Genomic DNA, 15,822 nt, shown 5'->3' on the forward strand with positions numbered 1-15,822 from the left:
AATGAACATTACCATCGCAGGAACAGGCTATGTCGGCCTGTCAAACGCCATGCTGTTGGCGCAGCATAACCAAGTAACCGCTTTAGATATTGACGCAGCCAAAGTGGCTTTGTTGAATAAACGCCAATCTCCGATTATCGATGCGGAAATCGAAGATTTTTTGGCCAATAAGCCTTTAAATTTTCAAGCCACTTTAGATAAAAAATCGGCTTATAGCCAAGCTGATTTTGTGGTTATCGCCACGCCCACGGATTACGATCCGCAAAGTAATTACTTCAACACCCAATCGGTTGAAGCGGTGGCGCGGGATGTGATGGCCATTAATCCTGATGCAGTGATGATTATCAAGTCCACGGTGCCGGTGGGGTTTACCGAGCGCTTAAAGCAGGATTTGGGCACGGAAAATATTATTTTCTCCCCCGAATTTCTGCGTGAAGGCAAGGCGCTGTACGATAATCTTTACCCGAGCCGGATTATTGTGGGCGAGCGCTCTGCGCGGGCGCAGCAGTTTGCTGATTTGCTGAAATCGGCTGCTTTAAAACAAGATGTGGAGGTGTTGCTCACTGATAACACTGAAGCCGAAGCCATCAAGCTCTTTGCCAACACCTATCTGGCCATGCGGGTGGCGTATTTTAATGAGCTGGATACTTATGCCGCAGCGCATGGTTTGGATGCCCGCCAGATTATCGATGGCGTGTGCCTCGATCCGCGCATCGGCAGCCATTATAATAATCCGAGCTTTGGCTATGGCGGCTATTGTCTGCCGAAAGACACCAAGCAATTGCTGGCCAATTATCAAGATGTGCCACAAAATATGATTCATGCGATTGTGGAAGCCAACCGCACCCGCAAAGATTTTATTGCTGAAGATATTTTAAAGCGCAATCCGACCACAGTAGGCATTTATCGCCTGATTATGAAAGCCGGCTCGGATAATTTCCGCGCTTCCTCGATTCAAGGCATTATGAAGCGATTGAAAGCCAAAGGCATTGAGGTGGTGGTGTATGAGCCCGTGCTGCACGAAGCTGAATTTTTTCATTCTAAAGTGATTAACAATTTGGCCGATTTCAAACAGGTTTCCGATGTGATTGTGGCAAACCGGGTTACTGAAGATTTGGAAGATGTTTTGAATAAAGTATACAGCAGGGATCTATCCGGCTCTGATGCTTGATTAAACCAAAAGGTAAAAGCAGGCCGCATGGTCTGCTTTTATTCTATGCCGATAAATTTAATCACCTTAAAACCCTCTTTATTTTCATGCATTAAGCATTCGCCCTGCCCAAGCTTTTCTATCGTTTTCCGGCATCCATTATGTTCATGCAGCCTGAGCCGGTTGGCCGGAAAATCAGCAATCAAGTAAACTATTCCTTAGGAGCCGTATTGTGCTTTCTTTCTTAAAACGTGTGCAACGCAAACGGCAAATCAAGAAAAATAAATTTTTGCTGGTGGCGGCTTATATGCGCCGAACAGGCGGCAAGTCCGGCTGGCCAGGCTATGTTTATTACCGCCTCGGTATGTATCAATCTGCGGCGGCTCAGCCCTATCAAGGCCGAAGCTGGAAAATTTGGCTGGCTTATACGGTGTCGCTTGCTGCTTGCGGCCAACATAAAAAGGCCCGACGAATTGTGTTGAAGCTTATCAAAACGCCGCTGTTCGGCCGCAAGCAGAAAATTGCATTGGCCGATTCTTTAGCTCCTTTTTCCCCCTCGCTGGCGCTTTCAGTGCTGGAGAAAGTGAATAATAAACCGCCGGCGTTGCATGCCGCTTTATTATTGCGCTTAGATAGAAAAATGGAAGCACATGCGCTTTTAAATCCGGTGATGCACACCGATTGGATAAAGCATAAGCCCGAACTTTCTCTATTAATGGCAAATGCTGCCTCTTCCTCTCCCCAAAAACAGCTTAATTATGCCAATCAATTTATGGAAGCTTATGGCTTGGATCAATTAAGCTTAAAAGATGCTTCACTGCCATTTGGCGCGGGCAATTTAAGCTGCCACATAGAATCTGCTGCCACTGATGGGCCTTTAGTCAGCATTTTGGTCACTGCTTTCCGAAGTGCCGAGCGCATCGGCTATGCGCTGGATTCTTTATTGCAGCAAACCTACCGCAACATCGAAATTATCGTGGTTGACGATGCCGGTGATGATGACACTGAAAATATCGTTCAAAGCATGGCAAGCCAAGACGGCCGGCTGCGCTATATCAAGCTGCCGGTCAATGTCGGCACATTCACAGCCAAAAATATGGGGCTCAAGCTTGCAGGCGGTGAGTTTATTACCTGCCATGATTCTGATGATTGGGCGCACCCGCGCAAAATCGAATATCAAATTCAACCTTTATTGGCCAACCCAAGCTTGATATACACCACTTCGCAATGGGTGAGGGTGGAAGACAACGGTATGTATTATGCACGCCCGGTGCACCCGTTGATGCGGCTAAACCCCGCATCGCCTTTATTCCGCAAAAAAATCGTACTGGCCGAAACAGGCGTGTGGGATTGGGTGCGAACAGGTGCCGACAGTGAATTTGCCGAACGGCTCAAGTGGGTGTTTGGTGCAAAAGCTTCCATTCAAATCAAAAAGCCATTAACATTTGGTGCACATCGGGCAGACTCCTTAATGACGGCACCTGAAACCGGTTATGACTCGAATGGGGTTTCGCCCGCCCGCTTGGCTTATTGGGAAGCTTGGCGCTCATGGCACATTGCTTGCCTGAATAGCGGCAAAGCGCCGTTGATTGCTTCAGACGGCCAAGGCAGCCGCCCATTTCCCGTGCCACATAATTTGATGGTTCGGGCTGAGAAAATTCAAATTTGCTCAGATTATATAAAAGCACTTAAATCGGCCTAAATGTATCGCTATCGAGCTGCCTTTCTAGAATCTGTTCACAATTCATCCGCGAGTAAGATTTTGAGGGCAAAAGCGTGCTTGCAAGACGAAAAGCACAGCAAGGTTGAACACCTTGCGAGCATTTTCAACGCAGCAGGCGCGTTTTTGAGCCAAAAGATTGCCGCGTGATGAAATGTAAACAGACCCTAAGACAGAATGATAAAAATCAAAGGATTAAATGTAAATATGAAACTCAGCCATTTCTCTCTCTCCAATAGCGCCCCCTTTACCCTCTTCGGCGGCTTAAACGTGCTGGAAAACTTGGATTCCACGCTTTTTGCCTGCGAAAAATACGTTGAAGTTACCGATAAGCTCGGCATTCCTTATGTGTTCAAGGCTTCTTTTGATAAGGCCAACCGCTCTTCCATCCATTCTTATCGCGGCGTAGGGCTGGAAGAGGGAATGAAGATTTTTGCTGCGGTGAAAAAAGAATTCAACGTGCCGGTGATCACTGATGTGCACGAGCCTTATCAATGCGAGCCGGTGGCGGAAGTGTGTGATGTGTTGCAGCTGCCGGCATTTTTGGCGCGCCAAACCGATTTAGTGGTGGCGATGGCCAAAACGGGGCGCGTGATCAATATCAAAAAGCCGCAATTTTTAAGCCCGTCGCAAATGGGCAATATCGTGGAAAAATTTAAAGAAGCAGGCAATGAGCAGCTGATTTTATGCGAGCGTGGCTCCAGCTTCGGCTACGATAATTTGGTGGTGGATATGCTGGGCTTCGGAGTGATGAAAAAAAGTTGCGGCGATTTGCCGATTATTTTTGATGTAACCCATTCTTTGCAACAGCGCGCTTCCGGCGCCTCGGCTTCGGGCGGGCGGCGCGAGCAAGTGCTCGATTTGGCGCTGGCCGGGATGGCCACCCGCTTGGCCGGTTTGTTTTTAGAAGCGCATCCCAATCCGGATAAAGCCCGCTGCGATGGCCCCAGCGCTTTGCCGCTGGATAAGCTGGAAGATTTCTTGGTGCGCGTAAAAGCGGTGGATGATGTGGTGAAATCTTTTTCACCTTTAGAAATCAAATAAATTTTTAATCTCAACCATATAGGCCGTCTGAAATTCTTTCAGACGGCCTATATAATATGCGAGCTAATCGAAATTTAAGTTATAATTAACTTTTCGTAATATTATTTAACTATTTATTATGGCTATTTTGGTTACTGGCGGCACGGGGTTTATCGGCTCTCATACTGTGATTGAGCTGATGCAGGCAGATTATGATGTGGTTATTCTTGATAATTTATGCAACTCCTCATTAAATATTCTGCCGCGCCTGCACCATATTTTGGAGAAAGATGTTGCTTTTTATAAGGGTGACATCCGTGACCGCTCATTATTGAAAAAAATATTTGCTTCTCACCCGATTGATACAGTAATGCATTTTGCGGGCTTGAAAGCTGTAGGCGAAAGCACTCAGCTACCCGTTAAATATTATGACAATAATGTAGTCGGCAGCTTGATTTTAGCTGAAGAAATGGCTGCGGCAGGTGTGTTTAATATTGTATTTAGCTCATCAGCCACCGTTTATGGCGACCCTGAGCGCATGCCGATTACGGAAAACATGCCGGTTGGCGGCACCACCAATCCATACGGCACATCCAAATATATGGTTGAGCGCATTTTGGCCGACATTCAAAAAGCCGATCCACGCTGGAGCGTTATATTACTGCGCTATTTCAATCCGGTTGGCGCCCATAAAAGCGGCTTGATTGGCGAGCATCCCAACGGCATTCCCAATAATCTTTTGCCATATATTTGTCAGGTTGCCTCGGGCAAGCTGCCTTATCTGTCGATATTTGGTGATGATTATCCCACGCCTGACGGTACGGGTGTGCGTGATTATATTCACGTTGTAGATTTGGCCAACGGCCATCTAAAGGCCATGCAGGCAAAAAGCTGCCTATCGGGCGTGCACACGTTTAATTTAGGCACCGGCAATGGCTATTCCGTATTAGATATGATTAAAGCATTTGAACAAGCTTCGGGCTTAAGTGTTCCTTATCAAATCAAATCACGCAGGCCGGGCGATATTGCCACTTGTTTTGCCGACCCTTCGTTTACCCATCAGCAAACCGGCTGGCAGGCACAGCACGATTTACATCAAATGATGGTAGATGCATGGCGCTGGCAAAGTCAAAATCCTGATGGCTATACTGATTAATTTCAAATACATACCAAGCTATTTCAAACAATTAAATTTTACACCGAACAAAATATTCATTTTAATTTTCAAAAATCAAACAACATTAAATCATCAGGCCGTCTGAGCCTTTCAGACGGCCATTTATTTCTTCAATGATTTTCTCATTTCCCGATAAATTGCATGTTAAAATAACATTACCGTTTATCGATAAATTTTACCTCTCGTGCACAACGCCCTTATTTTCTCCCGCGGCATTTGGAATATTCCCCATCTTGCCGCTTTTCTGCCTGAATGCCATTTGCAAAAAGCGGGCTTCTTGATGCCTGCCCGGCCGGATGTGGTGATGGGCTGGGGTTTGCGCTCGTCTGCCCGCAAAGCGCGTGCTTATGCGACGCAGCGCGAGTTGCCTTATATTGCATTAGAAGATGGCTTTTTGCGGTCGCTCGGTTTGGGTGTGGCGGGTTGGCCGCCCTTTTCGATGGTGCATGATGATCTCGGTATTTATTACGACACTTCCCGCCCTTCACGCTTGGAGCAATTGCTTTTAGCTGCAGATAATATGCCGTCTGAAACTTTGGCTGAGGCGCAAAAGGCCATCGGGCTGATTGTGGCAAACCGTTTGTCTAAATACAATCATGCGCCTGATTTTTCAGAAACGTCATCCCCGCAGGCAGTAAGCGGGGACAGTCTGATAAGCAGGCCGTCTGAAAAAAAACGGGTGTTGGTGATTGATCAAACCTTTGGCGATATGGCGGTGCAATGCGGCGGCGCGGATGCGGCCACGTTTGAAAATATGTTTCAGACGGCCTTGCAAGAAAATCCCGATGCGGAAATTTGGGTGAAAACCCATCCGGACGTGCTGAGCGGTAAAAAGCGCGGCTATCTTGGCCATCTTTCTTCAAATGCTGAAAATGTGCGGCTTTTGGCGCAAGACATCAACCCGATTTCGCTGCTGCTGCAAGTGGATAAAGTTTATTGCGTTACCTCGCAAATGGGCTTCGAGGCGCTTTTATGCGGCAAGCCGGTGGCCACGTTTGGCTTGCCTTGGTATGCCGGCTGGGGCGTGAGCGATGACCGCCATGCCGATATTGCCGCGCTGGACGCACAAAGCCGCCGCGCGCCGCGCACGCTCACGCAGCTTTTTGCCGCCGCTTATCTGCAATATAGCCGCTATATCAATCCCAACACCGGCGAGGCCGGCACGCTGTTTGATGTGATCGATTATTTGGCCGCCGCCCGCCGCCTGAATGAAAAGCTACGTGGGGATTTGTATTGTGTGGGCATGTCAATATGGAAGCGTGCGGTGATGAAGCCTTTTTTCAAAGTGCCCTCATGCCGTCTGCACTTTGTGCCATCGCTAAAAAAATTGCAAAAAACGGCTTTGCCGCCTGATGCACGTCTGTTGGTGTGGAGCCGCGGCCATGATGATCTGATTGATTTTGCCCACAGTCGCGCACTCCCGTTGCTGCGTATGGAAGACGGCTTTATCCGCTCTGTGGGGCTGGGCAGCAATTTGGTGCCGCCGCTCTCATTGGTGATTGATGATATGGGCATTTATTTCAATGCCGAAATGCCCTCCCGCCTAGAGCATATTTTGCAGAATCAGCTTTTTAATGAACAAGACTTCCAAACAGCCTCATCACTACAAACTATGCTTACGGAAGGCGCCATCACAAAATACAATGTAGGCCACAAAGCATTCAATCGGCCGGCTACCGATAAAAAAATTCTACTTGTGCCCGGCCAAGTGGAAGATGATGCATCTATCCGTTACGGCTCGCCGAAAATCTATAAAAATCTGGATTTGCTGCAAACAGTGCGCCAACTCAATCCTGATGCTTATATTCTCTACAAGCCGCACCCTGATGTGGTGACCGGCAACCGCATCGGCCATATCAACACCTCAGATGCTGTCCGATATGCCGATGATGTTATCACTAAAGCCGATATTCTCAGCTGCCTGCAGCATGTTGATGAAGTGCACACCATGACCTCGCTCACCGGCTTTGAAGCCCTGCTGCGCGGCAAAACCGTGTATTGCTATGGCTTACCTTTTTACGCCGGCTGGGGGCTGACTCAGGATTACCTAGCTCTTCAGCGCCGCAACCGCAAGCTGGCGTTATGGGAGCTGATAGCCGGTACTTTAATTCACTATCCGGCCTATATACACCCCGCCACTCGCAGCATAACAGATGCACACACAACCATTATCACCGTAAAACAGCAAAAACAGTCGTTAAAAAACAACAATATGTTGAGCCACAACTGGTTCAGACAGCGTATTGGTGAGTTGAAGCAGCTTTATTTGTTGTTTAAATAAACTAAAATGTTACAGTAACAAAAGCCACTAAAAAATTATTTATAACCTATGGAACAACCAAGAATCAAAAGCCATCTCGAAGAATTGGTTTCTGTCAATAACCGCATTTTGTTATTACAGGGGCCGATTGGCTCTTTTTTTTACGATTTCGCGGAGTGGCTGACCCACACGCATCACAAAACCGTTTTCAAACTGAATTTCAATGGCGGTGATGAAGCCTTTTATCCATCCGAAACCCGAAACACATTTTCCTATCGTGATACCTATCAGGCATTTCCGGAATTTTTAGTTCAATTTATCAAAGAACACCATATTCAAGCCATCGTGTGCTTTGGTGACACCCGCCCTTATCATATTTTGGCTAAAAAACTGGCCGCCAGTCTTGATAATGTCAGTTTTTGGGCTTTCGAAGAAGGTTATTTCCGTCCGCATTTCATTACATTGGAAAAAAGCGGCGTAAACGCTTATTCCCCTATTCCGCGCAACGGTGCTTTTTTTACCGATGCCTATCCGGCACTCATGCAAAAAAAATACCAACACCCCCCAAGAGTGCCTGATGGCTTTTTACCTATGGCTAAAGCGGCAATACGTTATTATACTGCGGCCAATTTCACAAACAGACAATATCCGCACTATATCCACCACCGTATTTTCGGCTTGAAGCATTATTTGAAATTATGGATACTTTCAGGGCTGAAACGGGCAAATTATGTGCTGGAAGACCGTAATTTCGCCAAACAGGTGGAAAACGGCAAATATGGCAAATTCTTTATTTTACCGCTACAGGTATTTAACGACAGCCAAATCCGCATACACAGCGATTTTTCATCGGTGCGCAATTTTATGCTCCATATTCTCACCTCATTTGCCACTCATGCGCCTGAGCATATAAATTTAATTGTCAAACACCATCCGATGGATCGAGGCTTTATCGATTACAAAAAAGATATTGCCCATTTCATAAAAAAACACCCCAAGCTCAAAGGGCGGGTATTTTATGTGCATGATGTGCCAATGCCGGTATTTCTGCGCCATGGCATCGGCATGGTCACGCTCAACAGCACCAGCGGACTCTCTGCGTTGATTCACAACATGCCGGTAAAGGTGATCGGGCGTGCCCATTACGACATCCCCGGCCTTACTTTTCAAGGCAGCTTGGCTGATTTTTGGGCAAGCCCCTCACCGCCCGATGCCCAATTATTCCGTGCCTACCGCATGTATCACGTCAACGTTACGCAAATTAACGGCAGCTTCTACAGCAGGGTTAATTTTCCCGATTTTCCAAAGCAGAAAACCGCCCCCGATAAAACAAACAATATGAAATAATCAATATTTCAATAAAACCAATATGGCTTTAAACGGGATTAAAAAATATTTATCTAAACAAAAACATTACTCACCATTCTGATGCACAGTACTATCCAATCCAAAATTTAAGATGATAAAGAAACAAGCTGCAGGCAACACAGATAATGCAGCAAGGAGAAACAACGTTTCAGATTATTTTGGGGTCGGTTATACAACAACGGCATCATTTTTCAGACGGCATCATTATGACCCACCAATCTGCCAATACCTTTTATCAACAAGCGCACAGTTTACTGATTGCCACGCCGCCCGATCACTCCGCCGCCCTGCCGCTGCTGCATCAAGCCGCAGCGGCAGGCCATGCCGAAGCTGCTTTTCAGCTGGCCGGCTGCTATTTCCACGGTCAAGGCACCGAGGCCGACCTTGAGGCCGCGCGGCATTGGTTGCAGCAAGCGGCCTCGGCGCAGCATCCTTTTGCCCACTATAATCTTTTGCAGTGGCAAGAAAGCGATGGCGCGCCGGCCGAGCCTTTGCTGCCCGGCTATATTCGGTTGGCAGAGCAAGATTTTCTGCCTGCCCAAATTCGTTTGCTGCAATATTATGCCAATCATGGGCAGCCTCAAGCCATCGCATGGGCCAAGCGGGCGGCTGAGCATGGCCACCCTTATGCTCAATATTATCTGGCGCAGTTTTACCAGCAAGCGGCCGAGCCAGATGTGCAGGCCGCACATGCGCTTTATCGGCAGGCGGCGGCGCAAGGCTTTGCGGCCGCGCATTGGCAATTGGGCAACCAATACCGCCACGGTCAAGCGGTGGCGCGTGATTATGCCCAAGCTGCTTTTCATTTCCGCCATGCCGCCGAGCAAGGCTTGGTGAGCGCCCAAACAGCCTTGGCCGAGCTTTTGCTGCAAGGCGGCCACGGCCTTGAGGCTGCGCCCGAGCAGGCGCTCCACTGGTTTCAGACGGCCTCTGAGCTGCAAGATAGTGATGCCCAAGCCGCTTTGGCCGAAATGTACCTGTTTGGCAAACATATCGAGCGCAATCCGGCAAAAGCCCGCCAACTTGCCGAACAAGCCGCCCGCCGCAACCACGCCAAAGCCCTGCGCCTGCTCGGCGATATTTACCGCTACGGCTTGAGCGTGGCCGCCGATGCCGACATGGCCGCCGTTTATTACCGCCGCGCCGCCGACCAAGGCGATATGGCCGCCTACCAAAAGCTGCTGGCCGCCGGTGCGCTCGGCCACAGCGCCGACTATGGCCGGCTCAAACAAGCCGCCTTGCAGCGCCAAGCGGCCGAGCACATTTACCAACGTGCCTTTGCCTGCCACTACGGCCTCGGGCAGGTGCAAGATTATGCCGAGGCGGCGCGCCTTTATCTCGAAGCTGCCGGCCACGGCCACGGCAAAGCCCAAACCAATTTGGGCATGATGTATTACAACGGCCAAGGCATGGCCGCCGATTCTGCCCAAGCCGCCCATTGGTTTGAAGCCGCCGCAAAGCAGGGCGACACGGTTGCCCAATATAATCTCGCCTGCCTGCATTACCACGGCGAGGGCGTGCCACGCGATGCAGCCGCCGCCTGCCGATGGCTGCAAAACGCCATTGATGGCGGCCATGAGCAGCCAGAAGCCTTGCAGCAGCTGCTGCAGCAATGGCAGGCGGTATGAGTCGGTATTGTTCGACCAATATTGATTCAGAATTAAAGAAGAGGCCGTCTGAAAAGTTTTCAGACGGCCTTTGCATGCCATGCAATCAATCATGATTTATCTATTTGTATGCTATCAAAAAAGGCCGTCTGAAACTTTTTTGTCTATTTTTCTGCGTATCTCTGTATCAATGATGCGCAGGTTTGGATATCCGCACGCCAACATTCGATGAATGGCTGCCGACAAAAATATCCTCCCGCCCCTTGAGTTTCGCGCGTACGCCCATATTTTCGGCTGCAATCTCAATAAATTCCACACAAGCAAATTCCTATGAGCAACAAAGACTTTTACGAAACGCTGGGCGTGGCCCGCAGCGCCAGCGATGATGAAATTAAAAAAGCCTACCGCAAGCTGGCGATGAAATACCATCCCGACCGCAATCCGGGCGATAAAGCGGCGGAAGAAAAATTCAAAGAAGTGCAATACGCTTACGCCATTCTTTCCGATCGCGAGAAAAAAACCGCTTACGACCAATACGGCCACGCCGGTGTCGACCCCAATATGGGCGCCGGCGGCTTTGGTGGGTTTGGTGGATTCAGCGGCGCACAAGGCTTTGATTTCGGTGATATTTTCAGCCAAATGTTTGGCGGTGCCGGCGGTGGTCGCGCGCAAAGCTATCAAGGTGCCGACTTGCAATACGGGGTGGAAATCAGCCTGGAAGAAGCCGCCAAAGGCATCAAAAAGCGCATCAGCGTGCCCACTTATGAAGAATGCGATGTTTGCCACGGCTCCGGCGCCAAGCCCGGCACTTCGGCCAGCACCTGCTCCACCTGCCACGGCTCGGGCACCATCCATGTGCGCCAAGCCATTTTCCAAATGCAGCAAACCTGCCCCACCTGCCACGGCAGCGGCAAGGAAATCAAAGAGCCCTGCATCAAATGCCGTGGCGAAGGCCGCGTGAAAACCAGCAAAACGGTGGAAGTGAATATCCCCGCCGGCATCGACGACGGCCAACGCATCCGCCTCTCCGGCGAGGGCGAGCCCGGCCAGCATGGTGCGCCCGCAGGCGATTTATATGTGGTGGTGCAGGTAAAAGCACACAAAACATTCGAGCGCAACGGCCTAGATCTGCATTGCGAATTGCCCGTGAGCTTCGCCACCGCCGCACTGGGCGGCGATGTGGAAGTGCCCACGCTTGATGGCAAAGTGAAGCTCAGCATTCCCTCGGAAACCCAAACCGGCCGGCGCATGCGCGTGAAAGGCAAAGGCATCAAATCGCTACGCTCCAGCGCGGTGGGCGATCTTTATTGCCATGTGGTGGTGGAAACGCCCATCAACCTCACCGAGCGCCAAAAAGAGCTGCTGGAAGAATTCGACAAAATTTCCACCGGCCTCGACCGCTCGCAAACGCCGCGTCAAAAATCGTTTTTCGACAAAGTGCGCGATATTTTCGATTAAAGTAAAGCGGAATTTCGAGGGAATAGTGGTTCTATTTCTTCAAAATCCCAACGCGGCATGGCGTAAAAAAGGGCGGTAAAAGCCGTCATCATGAATGATTTATACCCATTCAAAAAAGTAAGCTAACAAGGCGGCGAGCTGCAAACAGTACAGATAGTACGGCAAGGCGAGACAACGAAGTTAGGTTATTTTTTTTTGATTGGTATCAGGGCCTCCTTAAGTTTCAGACGGCCTGCACCATCCAATCGAAGCGGCGCATCTTGGCAGATGTGCCGCTTTGGTTTTAGCTTGAGCAAAACAGTGGTGCGGCCACGTAAGCAGAAACCGTTTAAACCGAGTACGCGGCTGCGCCACACCCTACACGCAGTTTGGGATTTGTATTCTTTGTGTCCGTTTTTCTGTGATTTCACTATTATCAAAAACGTTTCCCCACAAGAAACAAATCATCAACAAAACCCGGCTTTATCGGGCCGTCTGAAAACTTTATACTGTGTTCATCAACAAAATCCACACAGGAGCAACCTCATGAAACTACCCGTATTGTTTCTCGGCCACGGCAACCCGATGAACGCGATTGAGCACACCGTTTATTCCGAAAGCTGGCAGCGGCTGGGCAATGCGCTGCGTGCGCATTATGGCGGCAAAATCCGCGCCATTTTGGCCGTGTCGGCGCATTGGGTAACGCGCGGCAGCGCCGTGACCGCCATGGAAAAACCGCGTACCATCCACGATTTCGGCGGCTTTCCGCAAGCCTTGTTTGATGCGCAATATCCCGCGCCCGGCAGCCCCGAAGTGGCCGCCGAAATCCGCGCCCTGCTGGGTGAGGCCGAAGTGAGCGCCGATTTGGACTGGGGGCTGGACCACGGCACTTGGAGCGTGCTGTGCCATTTGTTTCCCGATGCCGATATTCCGGTGGTGCAGCTGAGCCTCAACGCCGATCTGAATGCCCACGAGCATTTCGCCCTCGGCCGCAAGCTTGCTGCATTGCGCGAGCAAGGCATTTTGATTGTCGGCAGCGGCAATATCGTGCACAACCTGCGCCTGATGGATTGGCGCCACCCCGACACCACCGATGGCGCTTACGATTGGGCGCAAACCGCCCGCAAGCTGGTGAACCATTGGCTGCAAAGCGGCAACAACGCCGCGCTCACCAACGATAATGCTTATCCCGAGGAGCTGCGCCTGGCTGCGCCCACACCCGAGCATTGGTGGCCGCTGCTTTATGTAATCGGCGCAAAATCCGACGACGAAGCGCTCACGCTGCTCACCGATGAAATCGTGGGCAAATCGCTGAGCATGACTTCGGTGCTGGTGGGCGATGAGCGGCTGGCCGCTTAAAGCCCGACCCAAAGGCCGTCTGAAACCTTTCAGACGGCCTTTGCTTTTCAATCGCCTCAACTGCCATGCGCAGGCGCGCAGGTTAAATTTTCGAATCCGACACCGGTGTGCAGCGCAAGGTTTTTCGGGGCTTAAAGCAAGGTAGGATACCGGCATTCGCCCCACAGCTTTCTTGGCCGTCTGAAGCTTTTCTTTCAGACGGCCTTTGATTTATGCGATAATCGCCCTGTTTATCCACACCCGCACGCCGCCATGAATGCCGCATCTGCTTGCCCGATTGCCCGCGCTGCCCGCCGCAGCGGCTTTGCCGTTGCCCCCAATCATTAAAAAAAGCCCGTGCAAACGGGCTTTTTTACGGAAACCGAAAAGGATATGCCATGCCCAACCCGCTCTACCGGCAACATGTGATTTCCATTGCCGATCTCTCCACCGAGCAGCTCGAGCTTGTGCTGCACACCGCCCTCAAGCTCAAAGCCGAGCCGCGTGGCGATTTGCTCAAAGGCAAGCTTATCGGCTCATGCTTTTTCGAGCCTTCCACGCGCACACGCCTCTCCTTCGAAACCGCCGTGCAGCGCTTGGGCGGCAAGGTAATCGGCTTTGCCGACGGTGCCAACACCAGCGCCAAAAAAGGCGAAACGCTGGCCGACACCGCGCGCATTATTTCCAGCTACACCGATGCCATCATCCAGCGCCACCATAAAGACGGCGCTGCACGCGTGCTGGCCGAATTTTCCGAAGTGCCCGTGATCAATGCCGGCGACGGCACCAACCAACACCCCAGCCAAACCCTGCTCGATTTGGTGACCATTTACGAAACGCAAGGCTCACTTTCCGGCCTCAAAATCGCCATGTGCGGCGATTTGAAATACGGCCGCACCGTGCATTCGCTGGCGCAGGCTTTAAAGCGCTGGGGCTGCGAATTTGCCTTTGTGTCGCCGCCCACTTTGGCCATGCCCGACTACATCACCGAAGAGCTGGAAGAAGCCGGTTGCGCTTATCAGATTCTGCCCACGCTCGAAGATGCGGTGGAATGGGCCGACATTCTCTACATGACGCGCGTGCAGCGCGAGCGCTTCGACGAGCAGGAATTCGCCAAAATCCAAGGCAAATTCAACCTCGATGCCGCCATGCTCGCCAAGGCCCAAGCAAACCTGCGCATTTTGCACCCCTTGCCGCGCGTGGATGAAATCCACCCCGATGTGGATGCCACGCCTTTTGCCTATTATTTCCAGCAGGCGGCCAACGGCGTGTATGCGCGCCAGGCGATTTTATCGCTGGTTTTGAATGAAGAAGTGTAAGGAGCCACACATGACCCAAAAGCAATACAGCGTGGAAGCCATTCAGCACGGCACCGTTATCGATCATATTCCCGCCGGCCGCGGGCTGGCGATTTTGCGCCAATTCAAGCTTTTGCATTACGGCAGCGCCGTGACCGTGGGCTTCAACCTGCCCAGCAAAAGCCACGGCAGCAAAGACATCATCAAAATCTCCGGCGTGCACCTTGATGAAAAAGCCGCCAACCGCCTGGCCTTGTTTGCGCCCGAAGCCACGGTAAACGTGATTGAAGATTTCCAAGTGGTGCAAAAAATGCAGCTCGAGCTGCCCGACACCATCAGCGAAGTGCTGCGCTGCCCCAACGCCAACTGCGCCAGCCGCGGCGAGCCGGTAACCAGCCGCTTTTATGTGCGCCGCCATCAGGGGCAAACCAAATTGAAATGCCATTATTGCGAAAAAACCTTCTCGCGCGATGCCGTTACCGAAGCCTGATGCACCCGCTCAGCAAGCATGGCAAAAGCTTCAGGCCGTCTGAACAATATGGTTCAGACGGCCTGAAGCTTTTTCAAAACGCCCTTTCCATCGCGCCTGCGCAGGCATCGCTTATCTGCAAAAAACCTGCCCTAAAAATATGTTATGCTCAAGCCATGCAGCCCGCCCACGTTTTCAGACGGCCTTATCTTATGCACACGCGCCTACAACAATGGTTTACCCCCATTTTATATATCGTGCTTTTTTTCGCCGGCTTTTTAAGCGCATTTTTGTGGTTCAACCCGCGCGATTATCTGCAAAACCTCGCCGCCACCCTCACGGCCGTGGCGGCGCTTGCGCTGGTTCCACTGGCGTATTTTTTCGCCCGCCTCTCGCTGCAACACCGTGCGCAAACCAGCCGCTATTTGGAAACCTTGCAGCAAGAGCATGTGCGGCCGGTGCTGCATGCGGTGTTGCGCCCCGCAGCCGACCAACCGCACTTAATCGAATTGGCGCTCTCTAATCACGGTAAAGGCAGCGCCCATGCCGTGCGCCTGAGCGCCGAGCCGGTGGCTGCCACGCCGGCAGCCGAAGCCGTGGTGGCCAGCCTGCAATCTTTAAGCGCCGTGGCAGGCGGCCTCGATATTTTGGCCGCCGGCGAAACCTACGGCGGCGTGTTTACCGATTTCGATATTTTGGCCGCGCGTTTTGCGCCTGCGCCGTTTAATGGCATCATTAAAATCAGCGCCGAATATCAAGATTGTTTCGGCAATCTCTGCGCCACCGAAAGCGTGCTGGATATTTCCGCGCTGGGCGCGCTGCGGCCTGCCGCGCACGCACCCGCACGCAAACCGCGTAAAAAATTATTGTATTAGGCTATGCGCAGATAGCAGGCCGTCTGATGCCGATTCGAAAAAATAAGATAACAAGGCGGCGAGCCGAAGACAGTACACCTAGTACGGCTAGGCGAGCCAA

Annotated in this window: 12 protein-coding genes; all 12 read left to right on the plus strand. The window is 51.1% G+C overall.

What is annotated here, in order from left to right; genetic code table 11:
* Window position 1: 1 nt before the first annotated feature.
* The 12 genes from LVJ78_RS11805 to LVJ78_RS11860 all read left to right on the plus strand — a co-directional run bounded on the left by LVJ78_RS11805 (window position 2) and on the right by LVJ78_RS11860 (window position 15,722).
* Complete coding sequence (locus tag LVJ78_RS11805; RefSeq protein WP_132953525.1) at window positions 2–1,171, plus strand: nucleotide sugar dehydrogenase; 1,170 nt, start codon at window positions 2–4, stop codon at window positions 1,169–1,171.
* 211 nt (window positions 1,172–1,382) lie between these two features.
* Window positions 1,383–2,852 carry a glycosyltransferase family 2 protein gene (locus LVJ78_RS11810; RefSeq protein WP_132953526.1) on the plus strand — a complete coding sequence of 490 codons (1,470 nt, stop codon included), beginning with the start codon at window positions 1,383–1,385 and terminating at the stop codon, window positions 2,850–2,852.
* Between the two features lie 225 nt (window positions 2,853–3,077).
* Window positions 3,078–3,914 (plus strand): 3-deoxy-8-phosphooctulonate synthase, encoded by an 837-nt coding sequence (gene kdsA / locus LVJ78_RS11815; RefSeq protein WP_207894286.1) that lies wholly within the window; start codon window positions 3,078–3,080, stop codon window positions 3,912–3,914.
* A gap of 118 nt (window positions 3,915–4,032) precedes the next feature.
* Window positions 4,033–5,049 (plus strand): UDP-glucose 4-epimerase GalE, encoded by a 1,017-nt coding sequence (galE, locus tag LVJ78_RS11820; RefSeq protein WP_132953528.1) that lies wholly within the window; start codon window positions 4,033–4,035, stop codon window positions 5,047–5,049.
* Between the two features lie 301 nt (window positions 5,050–5,350).
* Entirely contained in the window at window positions 5,351–7,351 is a 2,001-nt protein-coding gene (locus LVJ78_RS11825; RefSeq protein ID WP_132953529.1) for a capsular polysaccharide biosynthesis protein, read from the plus strand.
* Between the two features lie 48 nt (window positions 7,352–7,399).
* Complete coding sequence (locus LVJ78_RS11830; RefSeq protein WP_132953530.1) at window positions 7,400–8,677, plus strand: capsule biosynthesis protein; 1,278 nt, start codon at window positions 7,400–7,402, stop codon at window positions 8,675–8,677.
* A 227-nt stretch (window positions 8,678–8,904) separates the two neighbouring features.
* Window positions 8,905–10,326: a tetratricopeptide repeat protein gene (locus tag LVJ78_RS11835; RefSeq protein ID WP_132953531.1), complete on the plus strand. Its 1,422-nt coding sequence runs from the start codon at window positions 8,905–8,907 to the stop codon at window positions 10,324–10,326.
* Window positions 10,327–10,635: 309 nt separating this feature from the next.
* On the plus strand, window positions 10,636–11,763 hold the full coding sequence (dnaJ, locus tag LVJ78_RS11840) for a molecular chaperone DnaJ (protein WP_132953532.1): 1,128 nt from the start codon (window positions 10,636–10,638) through the stop codon (window positions 11,761–11,763).
* 525 nt (window positions 11,764–12,288) lie between these two features.
* Window positions 12,289–13,101: a 4,5-DOPA-extradiol-dioxygenase gene (ygiD, locus tag LVJ78_RS11845; RefSeq protein WP_132953533.1), complete on the plus strand. Its 813-nt coding sequence runs from the start codon at window positions 12,289–12,291 to the stop codon at window positions 13,099–13,101.
* A gap of 377 nt (window positions 13,102–13,478) precedes the next feature.
* Window positions 13,479–14,399 (plus strand): aspartate carbamoyltransferase, encoded by a 921-nt coding sequence (gene pyrB, locus LVJ78_RS11850; RefSeq protein WP_132953534.1) that lies wholly within the window; start codon window positions 13,479–13,481, stop codon window positions 14,397–14,399.
* Between the two features lie 10 nt (window positions 14,400–14,409).
* Window positions 14,410–14,868 carry an aspartate carbamoyltransferase regulatory subunit gene (gene pyrI / locus LVJ78_RS11855; protein ID WP_132953535.1) on the plus strand — a complete coding sequence of 153 codons (459 nt, stop codon included), beginning with the start codon at window positions 14,410–14,412 and terminating at the stop codon, window positions 14,866–14,868.
* Window positions 14,868–15,722 carry a hypothetical protein gene (locus LVJ78_RS11860; protein WP_132953536.1) on the plus strand — a complete coding sequence of 285 codons (855 nt, stop codon included), beginning with the start codon at window positions 14,868–14,870 and terminating at the stop codon, window positions 15,720–15,722. Before pyrI ends, LVJ78_RS11860 begins: the two co-directional genes overlap by 1 nt.
* Window positions 15,723–15,822: the final 100 nt, after the last annotated feature.

It is taken from the genome of Uruburuella suis (genome assembly GCF_022870845.1).
Taxonomy (GTDB): domain Bacteria; phylum Pseudomonadota; class Gammaproteobacteria; order Burkholderiales; family Neisseriaceae; genus Neisseria; species Neisseria suis.

What these genes read in the sequence shown, in the direction of transcription:
- LVJ78_RS11805 (WP_132953525.1), top strand. Translation starts at nt 2, where the DNA reads ATGAACATTACCATCGCAGGAACAGGCTATGTCGGCCTGTCAAACGCC.
- kdsA (WP_207894286.1), top strand. Translation starts at nt 3,078, where the DNA reads ATGAAACTCAGCCATTTCTCTCTCTCCAATAGCGCCCCCTTTACCCTC.
- galE (WP_132953528.1), top strand. Translation starts at nt 4,033, where the DNA reads ATGGCTATTTTGGTTACTGGCGGCACGGGGTTTATCGGCTCTCATACT.
- LVJ78_RS11825 (WP_132953529.1), top strand. Translation starts at nt 5,351, where the DNA reads ATGCCTGCCCGGCCGGATGTGGTGATGGGCTGGGGTTTGCGCTCGTCT.
- LVJ78_RS11830 (WP_132953530.1), top strand. Translation starts at nt 7,400, where the DNA reads ATGGAACAACCAAGAATCAAAAGCCATCTCGAAGAATTGGTTTCTGTC.
- LVJ78_RS11835 (WP_132953531.1), top strand. Translation starts at nt 8,905, where the DNA reads ATGACCCACCAATCTGCCAATACCTTTTATCAACAAGCGCACAGTTTA.
- dnaJ (WP_132953532.1), top strand. Translation starts at nt 10,636, where the DNA reads ATGAGCAACAAAGACTTTTACGAAACGCTGGGCGTGGCCCGCAGCGCC.
- ygiD (WP_132953533.1), top strand. Translation starts at nt 12,289, where the DNA reads ATGAAACTACCCGTATTGTTTCTCGGCCACGGCAACCCGATGAACGCG.
- pyrB (WP_132953534.1), top strand. Translation starts at nt 13,479, where the DNA reads ATGCCCAACCCGCTCTACCGGCAACATGTGATTTCCATTGCCGATCTC.
- pyrI (WP_132953535.1), top strand. Translation starts at nt 14,410, where the DNA reads ATGACCCAAAAGCAATACAGCGTGGAAGCCATTCAGCACGGCACCGTT.
- LVJ78_RS11860 (WP_132953536.1), top strand. Translation starts at nt 14,868, where the DNA reads ATGCACCCGCTCAGCAAGCATGGCAAAAGCTTCAGGCCGTCTGAACAA.